This window comes from Bacillus cereus group sp. BfR-BA-01522 (assembly GCF_022662635.1).
Classification (GTDB): domain Bacteria; phylum Bacillota; class Bacilli; order Bacillales; family Bacillaceae_G; genus Bacillus_A; species Bacillus_A cytotoxicus.
The window spans coordinates 278,040-299,591 of sequence record NZ_JAKUDY010000001.1 but is presented as its reverse complement, the minus strand read 5'-3'; the positions used below and the strand labels follow the sequence as shown (position 1 = coordinate 299,591).

Below are 21,552 nucleotides of genomic sequence, written 5' to 3'. Positions count from 1 at the left end.
CTATATAAATTAACCTGCTACTACTTTTGTTAATGCTTCAATCACACGATCGGCTTGGAACGGCTTAACAATAAAGTCTTTTGCGCCGCCTTTAATCGCATCTAATACCATGCCTTGTTGTCCCATTGCAGAGCAAATGATAACTTTGGCATTCGCATCCATTTTCATAATTTCTTTCAATGCCTCTAATCCATCCATTTCTGGCATTGTAATATCTAATGTAACAATATCTGGTTGAAGCTCTTTATATTTTTGAATTGCTTCTACTCCATTTTCTGCTTCACCGATAATTTCAAACTCCGGATTGCTTTTTAATAAATTTTTAATCATTGTTCTCATAAACATTGCATCGTCTACAACCAAAATTTTATGTGCCATTCTTTTTAATTCTCTCCTTCTATGTATAAATATATCATAATATTTCAGCTTATCATTCTCACTCATTATACAAAATAAAACGATAAAATTTAATATTTTTTTAAAGAATTTTTGTATTTTTATTTTTTTTGCTGAAATAGAAAATATATTATTCTTTCACATATATAACAACACGACGATTCTTTGCCCAATTATCTGGCGAATCATTTGGCGCGACTGGTTTTGTATCGGCATATCCAACCGCTGCTAACCTGTTAGGATCTATTTCATATACTTCAATCAGATGGTGAATCATATTCGCAGCGCGTGCAGAAGATAACTCCCAATTTGATGGGAATTTCGCATTACGAATCGGTCTACTATCCGTATGTCCTTCTACAACAATTGGGTTCGGAACAGATTGAAAAAATCCTGCTAATCTACTAATAATCTCTTTCGCTTCTGGTTTTACGTTTGCATCACCAGTATCAAATATTAAATTATCAACAATAACAATGCTAACCCCTGTATCTTCGCGGTATACCTGTACCTCCTGGATTCCATTCTCTGTTACATAACCTTTTAACTTCTTATACAAATTATCCATTCTTTTTTTAGACGATACTTTTTCACTATTTTTTTCATGAGAAATATCCGGTATTGTATTTTCCATCACTTCCGCATCTACTTGTTCTGCATCGCTAAACTTCTCAAGCATTTTTGATAATTTCACTGTATCTTGTTTTGATGTCGCAACTAATAATACAAAAAAAGTAAGCAATAACATTGTTAAATCAGTAAAGGTCGTCATCCATCGTGGCGAGCCTTTTGGCGGTCGTTTCATCATTATCCCACTCCTAAAAAGCTACGCTGCGCGTTTTTCTTTTTTTATTTTCGTTTCATATACATACGTATCAAGTTTCAATTTTAATTTAGATGGGATTTGTCCACGGTAAACTTCTGAAATAGCCTCTATAATAAATTTCTTTTCAATGTATATATCTTCAATACCACGATACACTTTTTCAGCAAACGGAATAGCAATCATATTGGCAATAACAGATCCATATAGTGTTGTTAACATCGCAACTGCCATCCCTGTTCCAATTTGAGTCGTATCCTGTAGATTTTGCAGCATAATAATGAGACCAATTAATGTCCCAATCATTCCCCAAGCTGGTGCAAAATCACCAATTTTATCTAACAATATTGCACCTTTTTTTAATTCATATACTTCTGTTTCAATATCTTTTGTTAATATTTCTCTTAACTCATCTTCATCGTACCCGCTTAGCATTAAGCGAATTCCTTTTTGAATAAACGCATTATCTATCTGTTCTCCATCCGCTTCTAATGATAACAGCCCATACTTTTTCGATTTTTTGGAAAACTCCACAAACATCTCAGTTAATTGTTCTAAATCCTCTTCTTTTCTATGCAATACAGAAAATATACTTTTTACATATTTTTTTATTTCACTAAATCTATAAGCAATAATAATTGTTGCGATTGTTCCTCCTACAACAATTAAAATAGATGAAACGTCCAAGAAATTTTTAAATCCTTTCATTCCACCTCCGCCAAGCATAATAGCCGTAATTAAAACAGCCAATGCTACTATAATCCCAAATGGGCTAGAAATATCAAATTTTCTTTTTTTCTTTTGTGGTCTAGCTAATAGTTGATTTTCTTCCCTCATATTTCCGCCCCTTCCTTTTTCTATTTTTTCATTTTTTTATTTTGATAACACGTTTTCTCATTCCTTTCTTATTATACTTCCCTTATCTATTTATCGCAATAACCTCATAAAATTGACACATTTCTTTTTTATATTAAAATTACAATATAACCATATAAGGAGGAACCATATGGAAAATAATGTTTTACAAGTCATTGCACTTGCAGAAAAATTAAAATATGAAATGAGACATAGCTGGCTTTCAAACGGTCGTCAAGAAAGTGTTGCTGAACATACATGGCGCATGTCGCTTATGGCAATCTTAGTTCAGCCTTATTTGGATAAAGAAGTAAATATGGAAAAATTACTTAAAATGGTCATTATTCATGATCTTGTGGAAGCAGAAGCCGGAGATATTCCCGCTTTTGATACAATGAATAGTCAAGAATTACAATTAAAAAAACAAGAAAATGAACAACAAGCTATGTTAAATATTAAACACACACTAGAAGGTCCTCTTGGTGAAGAATTGTATCATTTATGGATGGAATTTGAAGAAAAAGAAACATATGAAGCAAAAGTTGCAAATGCTTTAGATAAACTGGAAGTAAAGATCCAACATAATGAAGCAGATATTCGCACTTGGCTCCCTATTGAACATAAAATGACATTTCAAGTTGCTAAGCACACAAACTTCGATTCCTTCTTATCAAAATTACAAAAAATAATTGAACGAGAAGGCGAAAAGAAATTAATTGCCGCTGGCATTGATGTTGAGGCTTGTAAACAATAGTTTCCTATCAAGACACTCTAAAGAGTGTCTTTCTTTATTTAGAACTATATTTCATACGATTCTTTCTGTTCATTCATAAATCTATTAATTAATGCATCCAACTCTCTACTAAACAACAACACTTTATTGTGCGCTAATCCATATTGAGCCACAAGTACACTTAGCTCTTGCTTCTGATTTTCTATTTTCTCTTGTAATTGTCTCATCTCCATATCTATAATAAAAACTCCTTTTCCATATTATTACTTTTAAAGTATAATACATCCGCTCATATAAAAAAATAAAAAAACAAGAATTTATTTAAAAATTTATAAATTAAAATTCATAGTTATAGAAACACCCTTTATTGTACTCACTGCTCTTCATTAAATTCTCTAAACGTATGGGAAGAAATAGTTGTTTTTTCATTTCATTCAGCCTTATATTGTATCATTCTATTCGTGGCTAATACATTTGCATGAGATAGAACTTTTTCATTATTCTGCGCAAAAATAAAACATCCAGCTGGAAGTTGAGTTTTGAATCAGTCAGAATAAAAAATCCCCATCGATTCAAAAAGTTTTGCTTTATCCCATTCATTTTTTTAAATGGACCTGCTCCTTTTTGGTCAACAAACATAACGTATGAAGTACCCCCCTTGTTATACAAATGCACATTGGGAAAGGAGGAAAAAATCATGGGTTATGAAGCTAGTGGCTTTGGTTTTAGTGGCGGATTTGCTTTACTCGTTGTGCTGTTTATCCTTTTAATTATTATCGGATGCAGCTGCTGGGGCGGCGGATTTGGATATTAAAAGGGCACTCAGCTGAGCGCCCTTTTTTCTTATTTCTCCGCTACCCAAAATAGAAATAGGACTAGCACTTATAAAAAGAGCCTATCTCAAAATCTATACTTTTGAGGTAAGCTCTTATCACACTACCTTTTATTTAAACCCCTTTTATTTAAAAATTCCTTCATATGCATTCGTTTTTCGTTTGACATGAATGTGCTCATCGATTCTGTCCATGTTACATTTTTTTGATTGCTAGATCGAGCACTATAATATGCACTCATCGTTTCGTCATATTTTTCTAATAATGATTCATATTTCGCTACATCGTATGTATTTTCATGTAAAATGGCTTCGACTGGCAAGCGCGGTTTTACCTCATGTTCTTGATCTGGCACTCCAATTGTCATCCCAAAGACTGGATATACTTTATCTGGTAAATGAAGCAACTCACTCACTTCTTCTGGGTTATTTCGAATACCCCCAATATAACAAATACCATATCCCAATGATTCTGCAGCAGGCGCTAAGTTTTGAGCAAATAATGATACATCTACTGTAGCAACGATAAAATCTTCTACGCTATCGTGCTTGATCTCTGCTCCATGTTTCTCACAAGCAATTTCTAAACGTTTTAAATCGGCACAACAAACAACGAATGCTCCGCAATGTTGCACATGTCGATTTCCAGATTGCTCTGCTAGCTTTACTTTTAATGTTTCATCTGTTACATAGAGAACGGAATACGCTTGAACAAAATGAGATGATGCTGCATGCTGAGCTGCCTGTACCATTCGTTCTATTATATTTTTAGGAACCGATTCCTTTTTATATTTTCGTACTGACGTATGACTCTTCATTTTCTGTATCATTTCATTCATCAAAATCGCCCCTCTTCCTAATGAAAAATTAACACTTAAATTGTAGCAAAAACTATTTTTTCCTTCCAAGTAAAGTGACATCATAATAAGGTATTATATTCGATTCAACATCCAATATTTTGTGATTGCAAAATATTCGCGAATATTCGATTTGATGACAATTGGTTTCGGGGTTCTAGCAGAAAGCCCTTCTAAATGTAAGCCCTGTTTCTCAGCAATTTTCTTAGCACGAAACATATGAAAATCATTTGTAACAAGAAGACCCTTTTTTCGATCCGGTGGAATCAGCTCTTTAGAGAACGTAATATTTTCATCTGTATTTGTCGAGCGATCTTCCAGTATCATTCTTTCCTCTGAAATGCCCTGTTTCATAAGTCCACGTTTCATTGCTAATGCTTCTGAAATATGTTCCTTCTTCCCTTGTCCTCCCGATAGAATTGCGATTGTTCGCTCATTCTGTTTTAAATAGTTCGCCGCGGCATCAATTCGATATTGTAACGCATATGATGGTTTACTTCCTTTCACACTCGTTCCAAGCACAATCATATAATCTGCATCATTTTTCACTTCCATATGTCCATGCCTATATATTTCGTACTGCAAGAAGCTTATATAACCAATGATAATGAACATTGTAATCAGGCTATATTTTATACTTTTTTTCTTTGTTAACATTTACGATTAATCTCCTATTTTTCTACTTTTCATTATAGTGCCACTATTAATATTTTCATATATAAAATCCCAACAAAATAAATCAACTCTCAAAATGTAATATTTATCATCTATGCAGGGCATAGTAAAGAAAGTGTCTACCATTTATCATGCAAATTTGTCTTAAGGGGGATCAACGTTGTTTGTTTTTTTAAGTACAGTAACTTTCTTATATATATTATTTATTATAGTGATTAAACTATTAGGAAAGTCAGCATTAGCACAGCTCACACCGCATGATTTTGGCGCTATCATCTTTTTATCTTATTTAGCTTTCGGAGCGATTAAAATAGACAACCTATTTCAGGCCATTATGGGCATTATCATTGTTACATTTCTCCATCTTCTCATTACAAAGCTTAGCTTGTTAAACAAACTGAATCCTTTTATTCTTGGACATCCAACACTTCTCATCAAACATGGAAATATTTTATTTAAAAACTTAAAAGAAAGCAGATATCCGATTGCAGAACTACTCTCTAACTTAAGAGTAGCTGGATATCCCAATGTCAGTGATATTGAATATGCGATTTTAGAGGCAAATGGCTCTATTAGTATTTTACCAAAAAGAGAACTCATCCCGCTTACTCCAAAAGATATACATATAGATGTTCCATACGCTGGCTTACCAGTAGCAGTTATTGTTGATGAACAAATTCAATATGACAATTTAAAACTAATCCATAAAAATGTAGATTGGCTAAAAAAAGAATTAAAAGCAAAAGGATTTGATACAATAAAAGGCATCGCATTTGCTTCTGTTCAAGAAATCGATGGTTCTTTTGCCATTAGCCTCAAAAACGAAAAAACCCCTTAACGTGAAGGGGTTTTTTATTACACTGCACGTTCTCTTTTTTATATTTCGTATCCTTACTGGATGAGAGATACGATTCATACAAAGTATGATGATAGCTGTTAATAATTCAGCAACAGGCATGACAAGCCATATTCCATTTACCTCAAATAGCTTTTGGTATAATTCATAAAAGTGGGATAATGATCAATAAACCACGGCTTATAACAATAAAAATAGAATTTTTTGTTTGCCTTACCGATTGTAAATATTCCTCATATACAATATTGTAATCTAAAAATACATATTGAAGGAAAAATAAAATTTTCGAACATATGAAAACCAGTTTCATTTTAATGTGGGCTATTATCTCTTTTGTAATAATGATATTTATTTTGCCTTTATTATTCACAGAAATTCCCAAAGATGTAAAGTTGAATATTGCTCTTATTATTTCAATTTATGCTATTCCTATGTTTTGGATTGGTTTTAAGTTTAAAAGATATAATATCTCGTTTAGAACTTACTTGTCAAAACTATCTTCCTTTTCTTTCAGAAAAATTTTTGCATTAGCAATTATGACTATGATTTTCGGGTTAGATATGTGATCGCTAATCGGAATGATATTCTCATTAATACCCAAGAGCACTTCGCTAGAGGATACAAACGAAATAGTTAAAGCCCAAAGTATGTGGTTTGTTTGAATGAAAGCTATAATTCTTTCTTTCATCGCTCCTATTTGTGAAGAAATTTTGTTTAGAGGCTTTATTCTTAGTCGTTTTACATATAAATTCGGAATAAAAAAACAGTTATATTCTCTTCCATCTGCTTCGGTGTTTTACATTTAAACAATGTATTTGGAACCACAATATTTGGGATTATTTCTTGTTTAATGTACTTGAAAACTAAAAGTTTATTCCTTTCTATAATAGCTCACATGGTTAATAATATAATTGTAGCTTCAAGAAATATCTTTTCTGCTTTAAAGTCTACAACTACAAACACACCTTCAGCACAACCTGAATTAACTATCATTCTTTTTATGTCTGTTGCGCTAATAGAAACTGGATTAATGTGGATTATTCCTTTTATTAGAAGACATTCTGAACTATTAAGATATGATAGTTTACCGCCTTTAAAGTACACCACAACCTAATTAAATTCGTTATGGTGTATAAAAATAGTAATAGAAGTTTTGAAGTAGTAATAAACGTAATCATTTGTAGTACAGAAAAGGATAGATAAGGCTAAAATGCCTTTATCTATCCTTTTCTCTCATATATTATGTGAAGGATTTTTTGGTTTTGGGGTATCATAAAATTTTTAAAATCGATGGCTAAGTATTGGAAATCAAATCATATTCCAGTCTTCCCAGCATCATTAAAGATATATGGCATAAAAATTAAAAAGAAGCCGAATATTATCATCAAAGAATTCAATGAAAAGAAAGTAGATTGTTTAGCCCAGGCTGATCCAAAAATAATTACAAAAGTTACACCAGCTCCACGTAAAATAGATTTAAGAGAAACAGAATTTGTCATCATTTCAAATGTTTTCGCTTGTAAACTTTCAATTGATTTAGCTATTTTTATTTTCATGATCATCCCTTCTTTCTAAGAAATAGAGTACGTATGATATATAATTTATTTTATTCCTTTTTGCTTTTAAATTCAAATACCTATAGAGATTAGCCTTATGTATTTCAAGTTAAATGAAATTTGTATCTATATAAAGGAAAAAGAAGCTATTCTTTTTGTAGATATATATAGAAAGGATTATGTTTTTTTATATTAGATTAAATAAAATATTAAATTATATTAAGTGGTTAAACACCTGTTTTCCTCATATAACGTATTAACATGCTGTTTTAAATTTTTGATGAATAATAGAATCTCTTGGCTAGACATTCTAGCATGTTGAAGATGAAATATGTTTCCTTTTCCAATTTCTAACTCGTTTAAATTCAATGTAATAGGGATATTTCTAAAGACATGCCATAGAAAATACAAGTGTACAAAAGTTTCTCTAAAATATATACCCGATTGACAAATTAATACGCCATCCGATCCTTTACTCAAATTACCAAGGACAGAGGTATCTAAAAAAGCAATGATTTCTTCTTTTAAAACAATATATCGTACCCAAATTTCCTTTCGCTTTTTGTCTGAAATATGAGTGTCTACAAATAAACGATTATCAGGTTCTAATAATTCATCATACGTCTCAAACAAAGAGCAGCTTGATTTTATATCGTCAATTTTTATAACTGGATGTATATCATTTTGCTTTGAATTGTGGAACGAATTTGTAAGAGCTATAAGTAATTCTTTAAATAACTGCGGTGGATAATCACTGCCGTTAATATTAAAACGTTTTTGGGCATCAAAAGATAAAAAAACCTCTTTATCAATTTCGATTTGTTGCATTTCATTTAATTTATCCCATTTCATATTTATTTTACCTAATAATCAATTTTTCATTATAAACCCGAGCTTGTAAAATAAAGTGAAACTTTAATCAGCGGGGTTTTCTTCATCCCTGTTGATTATGAGCCCTCACGAATCGCGCTGTTACGGGCAGCCCTACTCCCACCTATCTTCCTTGCTTCTTTCTGAATCTTGAGGTGGGAGTCTTACTGCCCGAAAATAGCAGGATAAACTTAAATTCCTTATTTCATGTCAAAAGGACAATGGATTCACAAGCTTTTCTTGGAATCCATTACTCATCATATTGTTGATATTATTTTCCTCACACTTCAATAATAATCGGCAGAATCATTGGTTTTCGTTTTGTACTCGTATATATGAATTGACCTAACTTTTCTCTTATTTCCTTTTTCAAAATCGACCATTGGCCCGTATAAGATTGCTGCAGGCGCTGAATCGTTTCTACAACGGAGTGATTAATCTCCTTCAGAAATTCTTCTGAATCACGAACATATATGAAACCACGTGAAATAATGTCTGGTTCTGAAATCATATCTCCGTCTGTTTTGCTCAAAGTAATTACAATAATAAGCATACCATCTTCCGAAAGTTGTTTGCGATCACGCAAAAGAGCATTTCCTACATCACCAATTCCCAGTCCATCTACATATATGTTCCCAGCAGGTATCCTTCTTGATTGATAGGCGACTTGTTTCCTTATATCCACTACATCCCCATTTTTAATGATAAAAATGTTCTCTTTTTGAACCCCAACAGACTCCGCTAACAAACTATGATGGTGTAACATTCTAAATTCACCATGAATTGGAATGAAATATTTCGGTTTCATTAAAGTTAACATTAGTTTTAATTCTTCCTGATATGCATGCCCGGACACATGCATCCCTGTCGAACTTCCCGTACCGTAAATCACATTGGCACCTAATACAAATAAATTATCGATAATACGTGACACGTTACGTTCATTTCCAGGTATAGGCGTTGCCGCAATAATGACCGTATCCTCCGGCAAAATTTCCACTTGACGATAACTTCCACTAGCTAAACGAGCAAGTGCTGCCATCGGTTCCCCTTGGCTGCCTGTACAGAGAATTGCTACTTTCTCTGGATCTAACCTATTGATCTCATCCGCTTCAATTAACATTCCTTCAGGAATCGTTAAATATCTTTGCTCCATTGCGACAGATACTACATTTACCATACTTCTTCCTAGTAACGCCAATTTCCTTTTTGTTTTTAAACAAGCTTTCACTACTTGTTGCACACGATTCACATTCGAAGCAAAAGTGGAGAGGATCACTTTTCTTGGCGCTTTCTGAAACGCTTCTTCTATTCGTTCACCTACCAAGCGCTCTGAGGGGCTAAATCCGGCTCGCTCCGCATTTGTACTTTCAGAGAGTAACGCTAGTACTCCTTTCTCCCCAATATTCGCCATTTTATGAATATCCGGATATTGCTCATTTACAGGTGTTAAATCAAATTTAAAGTCCCCTGTATGTACGACTATTCCTTCATCTGTATGAAATGCAATCCCGAGACAATCAGGAATACTATGATTTGTTTTAAAAAAAGTAAGACGCATTGTCTCCAACTCAATTTCAGATTCAGAATCAATCATAATCAGTTTTGTTTGATTTTGTAAGTGATGTTCTTTTAATTTCAGTTCGATTAAGCCGAGCGTCAATTTGCTTGCATAAATGGGGATGTTTAATTGTTTTAATATATACGGTATTCCCCCAATATGATCTTCATGTCCATGTGTAACAAAGAGTCCTCGAATCTTTTCTTTATTTTCTTGTAAATATGTAATATCTGGAATAATGAGGTCAATGCCTAATAAGCTTTCATCTGGAAATTTAGAACCACAATCTACTACTACAATCTCATTTTTATATTGAAGGGCATACATATTTTTCCCTATCTCATTCACTCCGCCTAACGCAAAAATTGATAATGTATTTTCTGACATGCTCAAATTCAATATCCTCCCTTTCTACCGATTAAAGAATATCTACATAAGCATAGTATCCTTTTTATAAAACCATTCCATTTAAGGGTTATTATCTGCTATGAAAAGACGTTCCATACATATAAGAACATGAATTTTTTCGTAAAAAGATACTATCACTAAATCATGAAAACTATGAAAATCTTTAAAATTAACATTGATTTTTTTGAAAATGTATTATATATTTGTTACAGGTTCAAATTACAAGTTCAAAAGAACCTGTATTAAGAACCCTTGTTTAATGTGTACATACAATCTTACATTAAGCAAATTCCGAGAAATCGTTATATAAAACAAAAAACGAAAAGGAGAGATGAGATGGAATTTTTCTTTCAAATTGCCTTAATTTTATTAAGTACAAAAATCGCAGGGGATATTAGTGTTAGACTTGGGCAACCGTCTGTGCTTGGAAAATTACTTGTCGGTATTATAATCGGTCCTGCAGTATTAGGATGGGTAAACAACTCAGATTTACTTACACAATTAAGTGAAGTCGGCGTTATCCTTCTTATGTTTATGGCTGGACTGGAAACGGATTTAAAAGAACTGAATGAAAATCGCAATTCTTCTTTTGCAGTTGCTGTCGGCGGGATTGTTCTTCCATTTGTAGGCGGCTATGTAGCTGGTCTTGTAATCGGTATGGATCAAGCACACGCAGTCTTTTTAGGCCTCCTGCTATGTGCGACAAGCGTAAGTATCTCTGTCCAAACACTTAGAGATTTAGGGAAGATGAAAACACGTGAAAGTACAACGATGCTTGGCGCGGCTGTATTTGATGACATTTTAGTTGTCATTTTATTAGCATTTGCAATGAGCTTCTTAGGTGCTGATGATGTAAACTTAACAATGGTTGTCTTGAAGAAAGTTGTCTTCTTTGCCTCTATTATTTTAATTGGTTGGAAAGGCGTTCCAATGATTATGCGCTGGTTATCACCACTGCGCGTCTCAGAATCCATTATTAGCGCAGCTCTTATTATTTGTTTTGCATTTGCGTATTTCGGTGAAATATTAGGAATTGCAGGTATTATCGGTGCATTTGCAGCAGGTATCGCGATTTCTCAAACAGATTATAAACATGAAGTCGAAAAGAAAGTAGAACCAATTGCCTATGCAATGTTCGTTCCTATTTTCTTTGTAAGTATTGGCATGAACATTACATTTGCAGGTATTGGAGATAAGGTGTGGTTTATCTTAGCCTTAACGGTAATTGCTGTTTTAACAAAGCTAATCGGCTGTGGATTTGGGGCACGTATAACAGGATTTGATTTACAGTCCTCTACAATCATTGGATCTGGTATGATTTCACGTGGAGAAGTTGCTCTTATTATCGCCGGGCAAGGATTAACGTCTGGATTATTAGCAAAAGACTACTTTACAGCCATTGTAATCGTCGTTATTTTGACAACAATGATTACACCGCCAATGCTGAAGTACTCTTTCGGTGTGAAAGATAAGCAGTTAAAGCAAAGTGCATAATCTTCATCATAAAACAGCAAGCCAAACAATATGGCTTGCTGTTTCCTATTTTATACAATCCATCGCTGTTTTCAGCGTCCCTACTACAAAAGCAATTTCCTCACTTGAAATAATAAGCGGTGGTGCCAACGTTAACACATTGTTGTAGCCCGCTGTTGTCATCCCATTTCGTCCAATGATTAATCCCTTTTCTTTACAACCATTCACTACGCTTGCTATTTTCTCATCCTCAATCGGTTCTTTCGTCTGTTTATTACGAACTAACTCAATCCCAACAAGCAATCCTTTTCCTCGAATATCTCCGACGAAAGGGTGCTCTTCAAGTTCTTCTTTTAACTGTTCTAACAAGAGAGCTCCCATTTGTGCAGAACGCTCAATTAAATTTTCATTTTCCATAATTTCTAAGTTTTTAAGTGCAAGTGCACAAGCTGCGGGGTTTCCACCAAATGTATTAATATGACGGAAAAACTCATATTCCCCTGTCCCTTTAAATGCTTCATATATTTCTTTTTTTACCGCTGTCGCCGACAATGGTAAATATGCACTTGTTATCCCTTTTGCCATTGTCACAATATCAGGTTTCACACCATAATTCATAAAGCCAAATGCTTTTCCAGTCCGACCAAAACCACAAATAACTTCATCACTAATCAGTAAAGCTCCATGTTTTTGACAAATTTCATGCACAGCCTTCATATAGGATTGCGGCGGCATTAAAATGCCACCACCTGTAATGATTGGCTCCATAATAAACCCAGCGATCGTTCCGCCTAATTCCCATGTCATAACGCGATCGATTTCTTTTACACACTCTACATCATAAATGTCTTGCGATTTTATTTCCGGCATTCGATAACAATCTGGTGGTGTTACATGTAAAAAGCCTGAAGCAAATGGCTCATATTGATATTTACGCTGCGCCTGTCCGGTCGCTGCCATCGTTGCCATCGTATTTCCGTGGTAACCGCGATAACGCGATATAAATTTATAGCGGGATGCTTCCCCTTTTTGGGCATAATATTGCCTTGCTATTTTAAATGCTGTTTCGTTTGCTTCCGAACCACTATTAGAGAAGAAAATAACATATTCTCCTCCTAACCATTCATTTAATTTTTCGGCAAGTTTTATTGCAGGCTCATGCGATTGTGACATTGGAAAATAGGATAACCTTTGCAATTGCTCATACGCCGCCTCAGCAAGCTCTTTTCGCCCATATCCGCTATTTACACACCAAAGACCACTCATTCCATCTAAATATCTTTTCCCGTCTATATCTTCTACCCAGCACCCTTCTGCTTTCGCTCCAACCATTATTCCTTTCGGGCTAAATGGTCGCATGCCGTGCCAAACATATTTTTCATCCTTTACAAGTAGTGCATCTGTTTGCTTCATTTTCACCATACATTCCACCTTTCATAACAACTTATTCTTTCTCAAGCTGTGCTGGTGCCATGATGAGTTAAAACTTCCTGCTTATCTTCATTCCACATGAACGATACAAATCCTACCCATTCCAGCGTTTAAAATGAAAAAAGAGCTCTCCCAAATCGGAAAGCTCTTTCGTTTAATGACTAGAAACATCACTCACGCCATATCCTGTATTAGATTTAACAAGAATTTCATCAAATTTCGCTTTATCCTCTTTCCTGCTGGAAAAAATTGTTCCTAAGTAAGCCGCCAAAAATCCGAGTGGAATGGAAATAATTCCTGGTGTTGTATAAGGGAATAACGCCTCGCCAATAAAAATTGCTTTCCCGGCTTCTGGGCTCCACACATTTGGACTAAATGCTACTAAAACAATGGCTGAAATTAATCCAACAAGCATTCCACAAATAGCCCCCGTCGTATTAAAACGCTTCCAATAAATTGTATATAAAATAACGGGTAAATTCGCACTTGCAGCAACTGCAAATGCTAAGGAAACTAAGAACGCAACATTGAGCGTTTGAGCAAATAGCGCCAAAATAATCGACAATATAGCTACGCCAAGTGATGCATAGCGCGCCATCGATACTTGTTCTTTCTCGGTCGCTTTCCCCTTGCGAATAATTTCATTATAAAAATCGTGAGCAAAAGCTGAAGCAGCTGTTAAAACAAGTCCCGCTACAACGGCTAAAATCGTTGCAAATGCAATAGCAGAAACAAAGGCAAATAAGAAATCTCCTCCCAGCGCTTTGGCTAATAGCGGCGCTGCCATATTCCCTGCTGGGTTCGCCTTCACAATCGCTGCATTTCCAACAAATGCAGCTGCACCAAAGCCGAGAAAAATCGTCATAATATAAAATGCACCGATTAACCATGTTGCGCATACAACAGATTGACGTGCTGTTTTTGCATCGCGAACCGTAAAAAAGCGCACAAGAATATGAGGTAAGCCTGCTGTTCCAAGAACAAGTCCTAAATTTAAAGAAAGTGTATCCAGTCCATCTTTATATTTCACTCCTGGATGTAAGAATGCTTCTTTCAGCGGTGTTGCTGTTTTCATCTGGGTGAACATGTCCGTTATACTAAAATGAAATTTGGAAAATACAATGACTGAAATAATAAATGTACCTGCCATAAGTAATACCGCTTTTACAATTTGTACCCAGCTCGTTGCCGTCATGCCCCCAAAAATAACATATACCGTCATTAATGTACCAACGATTAAAACTGACGTTGTATATTCAATCCCTAACAATAATTTAATAAGTGCACCCGCTCCTACCAATTGAGCAATCATATAAAAAATGGAGATGGTCATTGTATTTAACGCCGCAATGCCTCGCACTTTTTTCGCATTAAAACGTGCTGCAATCATATCCGCTAGTGTATATTTCCCTAAATTCCGCAAGGGCTCAGCTACTAAATATAACACGACTAAATAAGCAACTAGAAAACCAATGCTGTAAAAAAAGCCATCAAATCCCGTTAACGCAATCGCTCCTGCAATTCCAAGAAACGAGGCAGCTGACATATAATCACCAGCAATAGCCAGTCCATTTTGCCAACCCGTTAATCCTCCGCCAGCTGTATAAAACTCGCTCGCATTTTTCGTTTTTTTCGAGGCAAAATACGTGATCACTAGCGTACCAAGCACAATTATTAAAAACAGTATAAATGCCGTCGTATTCACTTTTATCCCCTCCCTTTTTTCACATCGTGGAGAATCCTCTGAGCAATTTCATCAAATGATTCAGCTTTTTTGCTATAAATCATACAAAGCGCCCACGTCATAACAAATTGAGCAAAAGCGAAAATCCACGCCCATGTCACATCACCAAACACTTTTGTATGTAACACTTTTGAATACGATGTTAAAATCGGTAAGGCAATGAAAAAACTAAAGAAAAAGATGCTCATCGGAATAATAAATCTCTTCTTCTTTTCTAACAATGCTTGAAATTCAGTTGATTGCACAATTTCTGTATAATTGATCTCTCTTTGCAACTGACGCGCCGAACTATCCTCTCGTTTCATTTCCCATTCTCCTCTCCATTTCAAAGGTCTAAATTTTATAAATATTCAGAAACTTATATTTATTTTAGACAATCTCTCCTTTGCTGCAAAGGTTTTTCAGTAGACATTTCCTGTCATATTACTACAATTTTCTACTATATTTTTTCGCAATAAATCTAAACATCATTACACTATCATGTCGTAAAAAGAATCCCTTAACAACTCGTTTCATCCCCCTCTTTCAGAAAAAAAGCAGTCGTAACGACTACCGTTACGACTGCTTTTTTATCTATCGTATTCACATGATATTACAAATTTGCTTGCCGATTTATTGTAGACAAAAAGTTCTTTGGATCAAATATATTTTGCTTCGGAATAATATGTTCAACCGCAAAAACCGTTACTTCCCCTCTCTGCACTTCACCAATAATCAGTCCAAACTCATCATGATTTACTGCAAACGTTGGTTGCTTTGTTTGTAATAGTCTTTCTACCGTTTGAAGTACAGCTTCATATAACGAATTTCTGTCGGTCACTTCTTTTCGAATTTTTGGACCTAGTGTAATAATGATTTCTTTTCCATGAATAATGGTTCGATACATAACAATCTCCCCTTCAATCTTGTATGAACAACATCAGTTCAGCTTCCTCTCACATATCCCTTCAAATAAGACTGAAGGAGTATATATTGTAAGGAAAAATCCGCTATGAAAAAACACCGAAGCCTTCTTAATGAATATATTCTATATTCTGCTGCAAAATTCCTTGTTTTACACTAAAAACGTTTGAAAAATACTCTCATACTATACAGAAGTAGTTGTGCGCATGAAGAAAAATAGCAGTATGTATTTCCCATTAAAACTAGGATTCCAAAATAATAAAGAAAAGTTGGATTCAATGCAGTTTTTTATATTTTGTTCCATTCAAAATATAAGAAATTTGAGCAAAAAATTATTTAAAAATACAAAAATTTAAAACCGCTTACTTGACTAAATTCTACCATTTCGTGTATATTTAAATTAATCATTTAGCAGAATATTCGAGAATATAGCATTTCTAGTTTTGTGAATGTGCAATATTTAAAATGAATATGACTAAATGAAAAAGTAATTGTTTTTAGGAGGAATTGTAACATGCAAGGAAAAGTAAAATGGTTTAACAACGAAAAAGGGTTTGGTTTCATCGAAATCGAAGGTGCTGACGATGTATTCGTACACTTCACAGCAATCCAAGGCGAAGGCTACAAATCTTTAGAAGAAGGTCAAGAAGTTTCTTTCGACATCGTTGAAGGTAACCGCGGACCTCAAGCAGCTAACGTAGTAAAACTTTAATCTAACGTATAATAGGGGGTTACCAATGAGGTAGCCTCCTTTCTTATTCCTTTGTATATTTCCCTTTTGCAGAGCAAAAACTATGTGAAATGTGAAACTACAAAGGAGGTAATCAGGATGGGCTCACATGTAAATGATTTTGAAGAAGTAAAATTCCGCGTAGAAACTGCACAAAAACTAGTAGGTTCTGCAACGATTACAATGGACCCGGAATCCTTGGAGCATGCGACAAATGCAGTTGAGTCGGCACGCTCCCAACTTGAAATTATGAAATCCGTTGCAACGGATTTAGATGAACCTTTTTTACGAAATGAAGAAAAAAAATTAGACCAATGCGAACATCAATTACAAGAAGCTAAGCATTGATCTTCCCTCTAACTGAATTCTATATATGAGAGGAAGAAATGAGACGATAAAAAACATCCAGAGGAACCTCTGGATGTTTTTTTATGATAATTGATTTCCATATTTCTTTAACTGTTGTCCAACTGTGCATTGCCGAATACAAAAAGAATGGGCATAGTACTTACTATGCGTTTGCCGATTATGTTCTTGTAAAAAACAATCTTGACAATATGTCTCTAATAAATCATTCACCTCGATAATCAGTCGCTTTTTATTCACCACTACACCCCTTTATCCAGTTATTTCTATATGACTATCGATTGCTATCCCTTCTAGCGCCTGTGTCGCCAATTGATGAGCTTCTTTATTTTGTTTTCGCGCTACTGGCTCACAAATCAGTTTCAATTTCATTTGCTTCGCCTTTTGTTCAATCTGATCTAAATAATCATTCAAATGCTCATCGTAACATGGCCATTTTCCAGCAAGTTGTTGCAGTACAACTTGCGAATCACCGCGTAGTCTAACTGCTTCATATTTCACTTGTAATTCTTCCAATACATGTATGCCATATTGCAATGCTGCATATTCAGCTTCATTATTATCATATATTCCTTCTATGTAAGCATTGCGACGAATTCGATAATTACTACTTCCCTTTTTATAGTAGACGCATATACCAATACCTGCTGTTTTTGTTTCGACATCGTAGCCACCATCAAAATAAAGATGAATATCTTGTGGTTCCTCTTCTACTTGTTTACTGAGCTTTTTCATTTCTTTTAGCGTCCACTCTACATTCATTTCATCATAAAATATAAGGGTCTTTACACGTCCAGTTTTCTCAAAGTCAGCTGCAAGTTGAAGTGCTTCCTCGATACTTATATACTCTGTTGTTAATTCAGTTTGAAGACCATGTTTTGTTTTATATTGCCAATGAATTTTGTATTTCATATTATTTTCCCCTTATAGATGACTTCTTATCTGTTATTATATTTTATCAAAAATCCGTATATTATATGCGAGTGAATCCGGTATCCATTTGTTATATGAACATTTCATTTTTCAGGGAAACGTTTATCTTTCTAATTTAAGGTAGTAAAACTCCCATCTCAAGATAGAGAGCGGAACAAGAAAGGTCGATGCGGACTGAAGAACCTTCCCACTGGTTAAAGTTTCACTTTATGTACAAAGAGGCCGCCCAATCTATTTCAATTGGCACGGCCTCTTTCTTTATGATTTACATCATTTTTTCAAATTGTACTCGTTTATTAATCCAATACATAACCGGCATTCCAACTGCCATGACAACAAATTCACCAGCTGCACATGTAAGCCATGTCAGTAAAAATGGTAGATCAAATGCAAGATGAAGTTCAATCGCTATCATAAACATTGTAATCGTAAAGATAACTGTATTAAAAATCATCCGTTCCCAAACTCCTTTAATAAAGCGCATCGAAATAATGGTAGCAAGAAGCGAAAAAACTGACTGTCCTACTCCAAATACTAAATCGTATGCAATCATCGGTGAGAAAAATAAGTTTGTTAAAAATACACCTAAAACAATTCCGTAAATGGATTTTTTATTAAATACAACGAGATGATTGAACATCTCCGACACCCGGAACTGTACATTTGTAAAGCCAAATGGCTGAATCAGTGTGGAAACAGCAATATATAAAGCTGCAATAATACCATTTCCAACTAATGTTTTAATATTCATCATAAAAACTCCTTAGTTTTTTTACGTGGGATGGTTTCGAACCACGTGATTCGTTTTTACACAACAATTTCATATTGTACGCAATAGCTAACCATTCGTCAATAGATTACTACCTTTTTTCTTATAGACAACGTATAATAAGAACGATGAACTATTTAGGAGGTTTCACTTCATGATAGCAACAATTCAAAATGAAAAAGTAATCGTTTCCATCTCTGAAAAAGGTGCAGAACTACAAAGCATTCGTTTAAAAGAAGACAACACCGAATACTTATGGCAAGGAGACGCTAACTATTGGGGACGCCGCGCTCCCCTTTTATTCCCAATCGTCGGTAGATTAGTCGATCATACCTATTATGTAGACGGCATTGCTTACTCATTAACACAACACGGTTTCGCCCGCGATCTTCCCTTTTCTATAAAAGAACAGAGTGAAACAACTATTACTTATATCGTCACGAGCAATGCAGAAACGTTACAAAAATATCCCTATGAATTTGAATTATTCGTTTCTTATGAACTCGAGGGGCAAACTCTACACGTTACTTACAACGTACATAATCCATCTTCGCAAGAAATGTTCTTTTCCATTGGTGCTCACCCTGGATTCAATTGCCCACTTGTAGAAAGTACATCATTTACAGATTACTACCTTGCATTCCGTGGACCAGAATATTTAGAAACGAGCATTTTAGAAGGACCATTTCTTTCAAAGGAAAAACAGCTTATTGTAGATCATGCATCAGAATTACCGCTTACATATGATTTATTCAAAAATGATGCTCTTATTTTTGAAAATATGAATACAAATGAAATCGCAATTCGATCTCATAAGCATAATAAATTTGTGAAAGTAACATTTACAGGCTTCCCATTCGTCGGGGTATGGACACCCGGAAACAATGCTCCTTTCCTATGCATTGAACCTTGGTATGGAATTGCTGATGAAGTAAACAGAGCAAAAGATTTCAAAGAGAAAAAGGGAATTCAGTCTTTACAAGCGAATGAAACATTTACATGTCGTTATAGCATTACAATTGGATAGTACATATACAACTTTCTCCCCCGCTTTTCTCATAAATAAGGCGGGGGGATCCTTATGATTCATTAACGGAGGTATCTTATTTTGATTGAAGTATATATTGATGGCGCATCAAAAGGAAATCCTGGTCCTTCTGGTGCAGGCGTTTTTATTAAAGGGATTCAGCAACCGGTGCAATTATCTATCCCTCTTGGGAGCATGTCAAACCATGAAGCTGAGTACCATGCCTTACTTATCGCATTAAAATATTGTATAAAACATAATTATAGCATTGTATCATTTCGCACCGATTCTCAGCTTGTAGAACGTGCGATTGAAAAAGAATATGCAAAAAACAAAACATACGCTCCACTTTTACAAGAAGCATTAACATATATTGATAAGTTCGAGCTTTTCTTTATCAAGTGGGTTCCAAGCAGTCAAAATAAAGTTGCAGATGAGCTAGCAAGAAAAGCGATTTTACAAAATGAACGGAGGTCTTAATATGAAGAAAGAGTGGATTGCTCCTTTTGCTTTATTATTCGTCTCCTTTATTTGGGGAGCTACATTTGTCGTTGTTCAAAATGCAATGTCATTTGTGAATCCTTTTACATTTAACGCTATTCGTTTTTTATGCGCTGGCATCATTTTATTATTCATCCAAATTCTATTTTCAAAAAAGATTTCAAAGAAACAAATGTACTGTAGTAGTTTCGCTGGACTCATTGTAGGCTTTTTTCTGTTTGCTGGCTATCTTTTGCAAACATTTGGCTTGCTTTATACAACCTCTTCTAAAGCAGGATTTCTGACGGGGCTCAGCATTATTATGGTTCCGATTCTTTCATTCATTTTTTTAAAACAAAAGGCGTCGCCCTCTGTTTTAATCGGCATTCTCACTGCCACAATCGGCCTTTATTTATTAACTGCTGCTGATTCCTTTCAGCTTAATATCGGAGACATACTCGTTCTCGGCTGTGCGATTGCCTTTGCAGCCCATATTTTAATCAACGGCGTCTTTTCCAAAAAAATATCACCTTTATTATTAAGTACATCTCAAATCTTATCTGTCGGAGTCTTTTCGACTATTTGCGCCTTTTTATTTGAAGATTACGAAAAAATATTCTCTACTTCTTTATGGACGAACAGCGCTTTCTTATTTGCGCTACTTGCTACATCTTTATTTGCAACCTCTATTGCCTTTTTTATTCAAACAGCAGCCCAAAAACATACCTCTCCAACAAGGGTTGCGATTATTTTTGCAATGGAACCCGTCTTCGCTGCTTTAACAGGCGTCCTTGTTGCCGGTGAACAGCTATCTACTTCAGCCATCCTCGGCTGCCTTTGTATTTTTCTCGGTATGATTTTTGTGGAACTTCCTTCAAAAGCAAAAAAAGAAGCGCAGGCTGCGTGAAGTTAAGCTTGTAACTTCCGCATAAAAGCCTTTGCGCTTTTTTTATCGGTAATTTGTTCTTCTTTCAATCTTTCTAGCAGCGCCACAAAATAACTCCCATCAAACTCTAATTGATGTTTAATTGTCGCCTCAATCGCTGCGTTTACAATTGTATCCGATGCACCTGTATATCCTTGACCAAACCTAATAAACCCTTGTGCTTCTTCAGATAACTTGAATCCTTTTGCATATAAGAATGAAAGATAATCCTGCACTGTCTGCATGCTGTTCCCACCTAATTTAAAAATTGTCCCTTTCCTATCATACATGTTTTTATGCAAGATGAGAATGAATTTTCTTTGAAAATTTCTTTATTCGCACGCGTTTG

Annotated in this window: 26 protein-coding genes, 3 pseudogenes and 1 riboswitch; of the genes and pseudogenes, 10 read left to right on the top strand and 19 right to left on the bottom strand. The window is 34.8% G+C overall.

Going from position 1 to position 21,552, the window contains the following annotated elements; genetic code table 11:
• Positions 1-9: 9 nt before the first annotated feature.
• The 3 genes from MR059_RS01595 to MR059_RS01585 form a co-directional block, all read right to left on the bottom strand.
• Entirely contained in the window at positions 10-378 is a 369-nt protein-coding gene (locus MR059_RS01595; protein ID WP_242161427.1) for a response regulator, read from the bottom strand.
• Positions 379-526: 148 nt separating this feature from the next.
• Complete coding sequence (locus MR059_RS01590; protein WP_012093833.1) at positions 527-1,204, bottom strand: OmpA family protein; 678 nt, start codon at positions 1,202-1,204, stop codon at positions 527-529.
• A gap of 18 nt (positions 1,205-1,222) precedes the next feature.
• Positions 1,223-2,056, bottom strand: coding sequence for a MotA/TolQ/ExbB proton channel family protein (locus MR059_RS01585; protein ID WP_087094737.1), 834 nt, complete (start codon positions 2,054-2,056; stop codon positions 1,223-1,225).
• A 169-nt stretch (positions 2,057-2,225) separates the two neighbouring features.
• Between MR059_RS01585 and MR059_RS01580 the strand changes: the two genes are divergently transcribed.
• Positions 2,226-2,828 carry an HD domain-containing protein gene (locus MR059_RS01580; RefSeq protein ID WP_087094736.1) on the top strand — a complete coding sequence of 201 codons (603 nt, stop codon included), beginning with the start codon at positions 2,226-2,228 and terminating at the stop codon, positions 2,826-2,828.
• 44 nt (positions 2,829-2,872) lie between these two features.
• Here MR059_RS01580 and MR059_RS01575 read toward each other — a convergent pair whose 3' ends face one another.
• Together MR059_RS01575 and MR059_RS01570 are read right to left on the bottom strand one after the other, a co-directional pair.
• Positions 2,873-3,040, bottom strand: coding sequence for an aspartyl-phosphate phosphatase Spo0E family protein (locus MR059_RS01575; protein WP_012093830.1), 168 nt, complete (start codon positions 3,038-3,040; stop codon positions 2,873-2,875).
• Positions 3,041-3,272: 232 nt separating this feature from the next.
• On the bottom strand, positions 3,273-3,446 hold the full coding sequence (locus MR059_RS01570; protein ID WP_242161425.1) for a hypothetical protein: 174 nt from the start codon (positions 3,444-3,446) through the stop codon (positions 3,273-3,275).
• A 58-nt stretch (positions 3,447-3,504) separates the two neighbouring features.
• Between MR059_RS01570 and MR059_RS01565 the strand changes: the two genes are divergently transcribed.
• Positions 3,505-3,621, top strand: a complete 117-nt coding sequence (locus MR059_RS01565) for a YjcZ family sporulation protein (protein ID WP_081428358.1) — start codon at positions 3,505-3,507, stop codon at positions 3,619-3,621.
• 122 nt (positions 3,622-3,743) lie between these two features.
• Here the strand turns inward: MR059_RS01565 and nfsA are convergent, their stop codons facing one another.
• On the bottom strand, positions 3,744-4,478 hold the full coding sequence (gene nfsA / locus MR059_RS01560) for an oxygen-insensitive NADPH nitroreductase (RefSeq protein ID WP_012093828.1): 735 nt from the start codon (positions 4,476-4,478) through the stop codon (positions 3,744-3,746).
• Between the two features lie 93 nt (positions 4,479-4,571).
• On the bottom strand, positions 4,572-5,153 hold the full coding sequence (locus MR059_RS01555; RefSeq protein ID WP_012093827.1) for a YdcF family protein: 582 nt from the start codon (positions 5,151-5,153) through the stop codon (positions 4,572-4,574).
• A 178-nt stretch (positions 5,154-5,331) separates the two neighbouring features.
• On the opposite strand from MR059_RS01555, the gene MR059_RS01550 reads away from it, so the two are divergent.
• Entirely contained in the window at positions 5,332-6,009 is a 678-nt protein-coding gene (locus MR059_RS01550) for a DUF421 domain-containing protein (RefSeq protein ID WP_242161423.1), read from the top strand.
• A gap of 54 nt (positions 6,010-6,063) precedes the next feature.
• Here the strand turns inward: MR059_RS01550 and MR059_RS01545 are convergent.
• Positions 6,064-6,307, bottom strand: a pseudogene (locus MR059_RS01545) (MATE family efflux transporter); the annotation flags it as partial.
• A 382-nt stretch (positions 6,308-6,689) separates the two neighbouring features.
• Here MR059_RS01545 and MR059_RS01535 point away from each other — a divergent pair.
• Positions 6,690-7,141, top strand: a pseudogene (locus MR059_RS01535) (lysostaphin resistance A-like protein).
• Between the two features lie 199 nt (positions 7,142-7,340).
• Here MR059_RS01535 and MR059_RS01530 read toward each other — a convergent pair.
• The 3 genes and pseudogenes from MR059_RS01530 to MR059_RS01520 form a co-directional block, all read right to left on the bottom strand.
• Complete coding sequence (locus MR059_RS01530) at positions 7,341-7,583, bottom strand: hypothetical protein (RefSeq protein WP_087094733.1); 243 nt, start codon at positions 7,581-7,583, stop codon at positions 7,341-7,343.
• Between the two features lie 219 nt (positions 7,584-7,802).
• Positions 7,803-8,500 (bottom strand): annotated as a pseudogene (locus MR059_RS01525) (hypothetical protein); the annotation flags it as partial.
• 233 nt (positions 8,501-8,733) lie between these two features.
• Positions 8,734-10,401 (bottom strand): ribonuclease J, encoded by a 1,668-nt coding sequence (locus MR059_RS01520; RefSeq protein ID WP_396021787.1) that lies wholly within the window; start codon positions 10,399-10,401, stop codon positions 8,734-8,736.
• 357 nt (positions 10,402-10,758) lie between these two features.
• Here MR059_RS01520 and MR059_RS01515 point away from each other — a divergent pair, with 357 nt between their 5' ends.
• The gene (locus MR059_RS01515) at positions 10,759-11,916 is read left to right on the top strand and encodes a cation:proton antiporter (RefSeq protein ID WP_012093824.1); all 1,158 of its coding nucleotides are present in this window, start codon (positions 10,759-10,761) and stop codon (positions 11,914-11,916) included.
• 45 nt (positions 11,917-11,961) lie between these two features.
• Here MR059_RS01515 and MR059_RS01510 read toward each other — a convergent pair whose 3' ends face one another.
• The 4 genes from MR059_RS01510 to MR059_RS01495 all read right to left on the bottom strand — a co-directional run bounded on the left by MR059_RS01510 (position 11,962) and on the right by MR059_RS01495 (position 15,956).
• Positions 11,962-13,317, bottom strand: a complete 1,356-nt coding sequence (locus MR059_RS01510) for an aspartate aminotransferase family protein (RefSeq protein WP_012093823.1) — start codon at positions 13,315-13,317, stop codon at positions 11,962-11,964.
• A gap of 163 nt (positions 13,318-13,480) precedes the next feature.
• Positions 13,481-15,031: a solute symporter family protein gene (locus tag MR059_RS01505; protein WP_242161419.1), complete on the bottom strand. Its 1,551-nt coding sequence runs from the start codon at positions 15,029-15,031 to the stop codon at positions 13,481-13,483.
• Between the two features lie 2 nt (positions 15,032-15,033).
• The gene (locus MR059_RS01500) at positions 15,034-15,375 is read right to left on the bottom strand and encodes a DUF485 domain-containing protein (protein ID WP_012093821.1); all 342 of its coding nucleotides are present in this window, start codon (positions 15,373-15,375) and stop codon (positions 15,034-15,036) included.
• A gap of 287 nt (positions 15,376-15,662) precedes the next feature.
• Positions 15,663-15,956, bottom strand: coding sequence for a hypothetical protein (locus tag MR059_RS01495; protein ID WP_012093820.1), 294 nt, complete (start codon positions 15,954-15,956; stop codon positions 15,663-15,665).
• A gap of 531 nt (positions 15,957-16,487) precedes the next feature.
• Here MR059_RS01495 and cspD point away from each other — a divergent pair.
• Together cspD and MR059_RS01485 are read left to right on the top strand one after the other, a co-directional pair.
• Positions 16,488-16,685, top strand: coding sequence for a cold-shock protein CspD (gene cspD, locus MR059_RS01490; protein WP_012093819.1), 198 nt, complete (start codon positions 16,488-16,490; stop codon positions 16,683-16,685).
• Positions 16,686-16,802: 117 nt separating this feature from the next.
• On the top strand, positions 16,803-17,051 hold the full coding sequence (locus MR059_RS01485) for a DUF2564 family protein (RefSeq protein ID WP_048722634.1): 249 nt from the start codon (positions 16,803-16,805) through the stop codon (positions 17,049-17,051).
• 81 nt (positions 17,052-17,132) lie between these two features.
• On the opposite strand, the gene MR059_RS01480 is transcribed toward MR059_RS01485, so the two are convergent.
• The 3 genes from MR059_RS01480 to MR059_RS01470 form a co-directional block, all read right to left on the bottom strand.
• The gene (locus MR059_RS01480; RefSeq protein ID WP_012093817.1) at positions 17,133-17,309 is read right to left on the bottom strand and encodes a zinc-finger domain-containing protein; all 177 of its coding nucleotides are present in this window, start codon (positions 17,307-17,309) and stop codon (positions 17,133-17,135) included.
• Positions 17,310-17,321: 12 nt separating this feature from the next.
• Positions 17,322-17,981 carry a ribonuclease H family protein gene (locus MR059_RS01475; protein WP_012093816.1) on the bottom strand — a complete coding sequence of 220 codons (660 nt, stop codon included), beginning with the start codon at positions 17,979-17,981 and terminating at the stop codon, positions 17,322-17,324.
• 286 nt (positions 17,982-18,267) lie between these two features.
• Positions 18,268-18,753, bottom strand: a complete 486-nt coding sequence (locus MR059_RS01470) for a QueT transporter family protein (RefSeq protein WP_041809608.1) — start codon at positions 18,751-18,753, stop codon at positions 18,268-18,270.
• A 6-nt stretch (positions 18,754-18,759) separates the two neighbouring features.
• Positions 18,760-18,804, bottom strand: a riboswitch (PreQ1 riboswitch).
• Positions 18,805-18,925: 121 nt separating this feature from the next.
• Here MR059_RS01470 and MR059_RS01465 point away from each other — a divergent pair.
• From MR059_RS01465 to MR059_RS01455, 3 genes are all read left to right on the top strand, one after another.
• Positions 18,926-19,798, top strand: a complete 873-nt coding sequence (locus tag MR059_RS01465) for an aldose 1-epimerase family protein (protein ID WP_242161417.1) — start codon at positions 18,926-18,928, stop codon at positions 19,796-19,798.
• Between the two features lie 81 nt (positions 19,799-19,879).
• On the top strand, positions 19,880-20,278 hold the full coding sequence (locus MR059_RS01460; protein WP_012093812.1) for a reverse transcriptase-like protein: 399 nt from the start codon (positions 19,880-19,882) through the stop codon (positions 20,276-20,278).
• A 1-nt stretch (position 20,279) separates the two neighbouring features.
• Positions 20,280-21,185, top strand: coding sequence for a DMT family transporter (locus MR059_RS01455; protein WP_242161415.1), 906 nt, complete (start codon positions 20,280-20,282; stop codon positions 21,183-21,185).
• A 2-nt stretch (positions 21,186-21,187) separates the two neighbouring features.
• Here the strand turns inward: MR059_RS01455 and MR059_RS01450 are convergent, their stop codons facing one another.
• Entirely contained in the window at positions 21,188-21,448 is a 261-nt protein-coding gene (locus MR059_RS01450; protein WP_012093808.1) for a DUF6123 family protein, read from the bottom strand.
• Positions 21,449-21,552: the final 104 nt, after the last annotated feature.

Excerpts from the sequence above, each read along its gene's own strand:
- MR059_RS01595 (WP_242161427.1), bottom strand. The coding sequence starts at position 378 with ATGGCACATAAAATTTTGGTTGTAGACGATGCAATGTTTATGAGAACA.
- MR059_RS01590 (WP_012093833.1), bottom strand. The coding sequence starts at position 1,204 with ATGATGAAACGACCGCCAAAAGGCTCGCCACGATGGATGACGACCTTT.
- MR059_RS01585 (WP_087094737.1), bottom strand. The coding sequence starts at position 2,056 with ATGAGGGAAGAAAATCAACTATTAGCTAGACCACAAAAGAAAAAAAGA.
- MR059_RS01580 (WP_087094736.1), top strand. The coding sequence starts at position 2,226 with ATGGAAAATAATGTTTTACAAGTCATTGCACTTGCAGAAAAATTAAAA.
- MR059_RS01575 (WP_012093830.1), bottom strand. The coding sequence starts at position 3,040 with ATGGAGATGAGACAATTACAAGAGAAAATAGAAAATCAGAAGCAAGAG.
- MR059_RS01570 (WP_242161425.1), bottom strand. The coding sequence starts at position 3,446 with ATGTTTGTTGACCAAAAAGGAGCAGGTCCATTTAAAAAAATGAATGGG.
- MR059_RS01565 (WP_081428358.1), top strand. The coding sequence starts at position 3,505 with ATGGGTTATGAAGCTAGTGGCTTTGGTTTTAGTGGCGGATTTGCTTTA.
- nfsA (WP_012093828.1), bottom strand. The coding sequence starts at position 4,478 with ATGAATGAAATGATACAGAAAATGAAGAGTCATACGTCAGTACGAAAA.
- MR059_RS01555 (WP_012093827.1), bottom strand. The coding sequence starts at position 5,153 with ATGTTAACAAAGAAAAAAAGTATAAAATATAGCCTGATTACAATGTTC.
- MR059_RS01530 (WP_087094733.1), bottom strand. The coding sequence starts at position 7,583 with ATGAAAATAAAAATAGCTAAATCAATTGAAAGTTTACAAGCGAAAACA.
- MR059_RS01520 (WP_396021787.1), bottom strand. The coding sequence starts at position 10,401 with ATGTCAGAAAATACATTATCAATTTTTGCGTTAGGCGGAGTGAATGAG.
- MR059_RS01515 (WP_012093824.1), top strand. The coding sequence starts at position 10,759 with ATGGAATTTTTCTTTCAAATTGCCTTAATTTTATTAAGTACAAAAATC.
- MR059_RS01510 (WP_012093823.1), bottom strand. The coding sequence starts at position 13,317 with ATGGTGAAAATGAAGCAAACAGATGCACTACTTGTAAAGGATGAAAAA.
- MR059_RS01500 (WP_012093821.1), bottom strand. The coding sequence starts at position 15,375 with ATGAAACGAGAGGATAGTTCGGCGCGTCAGTTGCAAAGAGAGATCAAT.
- MR059_RS01495 (WP_012093820.1), bottom strand. The coding sequence starts at position 15,956 with ATGTATCGAACCATTATTCATGGAAAAGAAATCATTATTACACTAGGT.
- cspD (WP_012093819.1), top strand. The coding sequence starts at position 16,488 with ATGCAAGGAAAAGTAAAATGGTTTAACAACGAAAAAGGGTTTGGTTTC.
- MR059_RS01485 (WP_048722634.1), top strand. The coding sequence starts at position 16,803 with ATGGGCTCACATGTAAATGATTTTGAAGAAGTAAAATTCCGCGTAGAA.
- MR059_RS01475 (WP_012093816.1), bottom strand. The coding sequence starts at position 17,981 with ATGAAATACAAAATTCATTGGCAATATAAAACAAAACATGGTCTTCAA.
- MR059_RS01470 (WP_041809608.1), bottom strand. The coding sequence starts at position 18,753 with ATGAATATTAAAACATTAGTTGGAAATGGTATTATTGCAGCTTTATAT.
- MR059_RS01465 (WP_242161417.1), top strand. The coding sequence starts at position 18,926 with ATGATAGCAACAATTCAAAATGAAAAAGTAATCGTTTCCATCTCTGAA.
- MR059_RS01455 (WP_242161415.1), top strand. The coding sequence starts at position 20,280 with ATGAAGAAAGAGTGGATTGCTCCTTTTGCTTTATTATTCGTCTCCTTT.
- MR059_RS01450 (WP_012093808.1), bottom strand. The coding sequence starts at position 21,448 with ATGCAGACAGTGCAGGATTATCTTTCATTCTTATATGCAAAAGGATTC.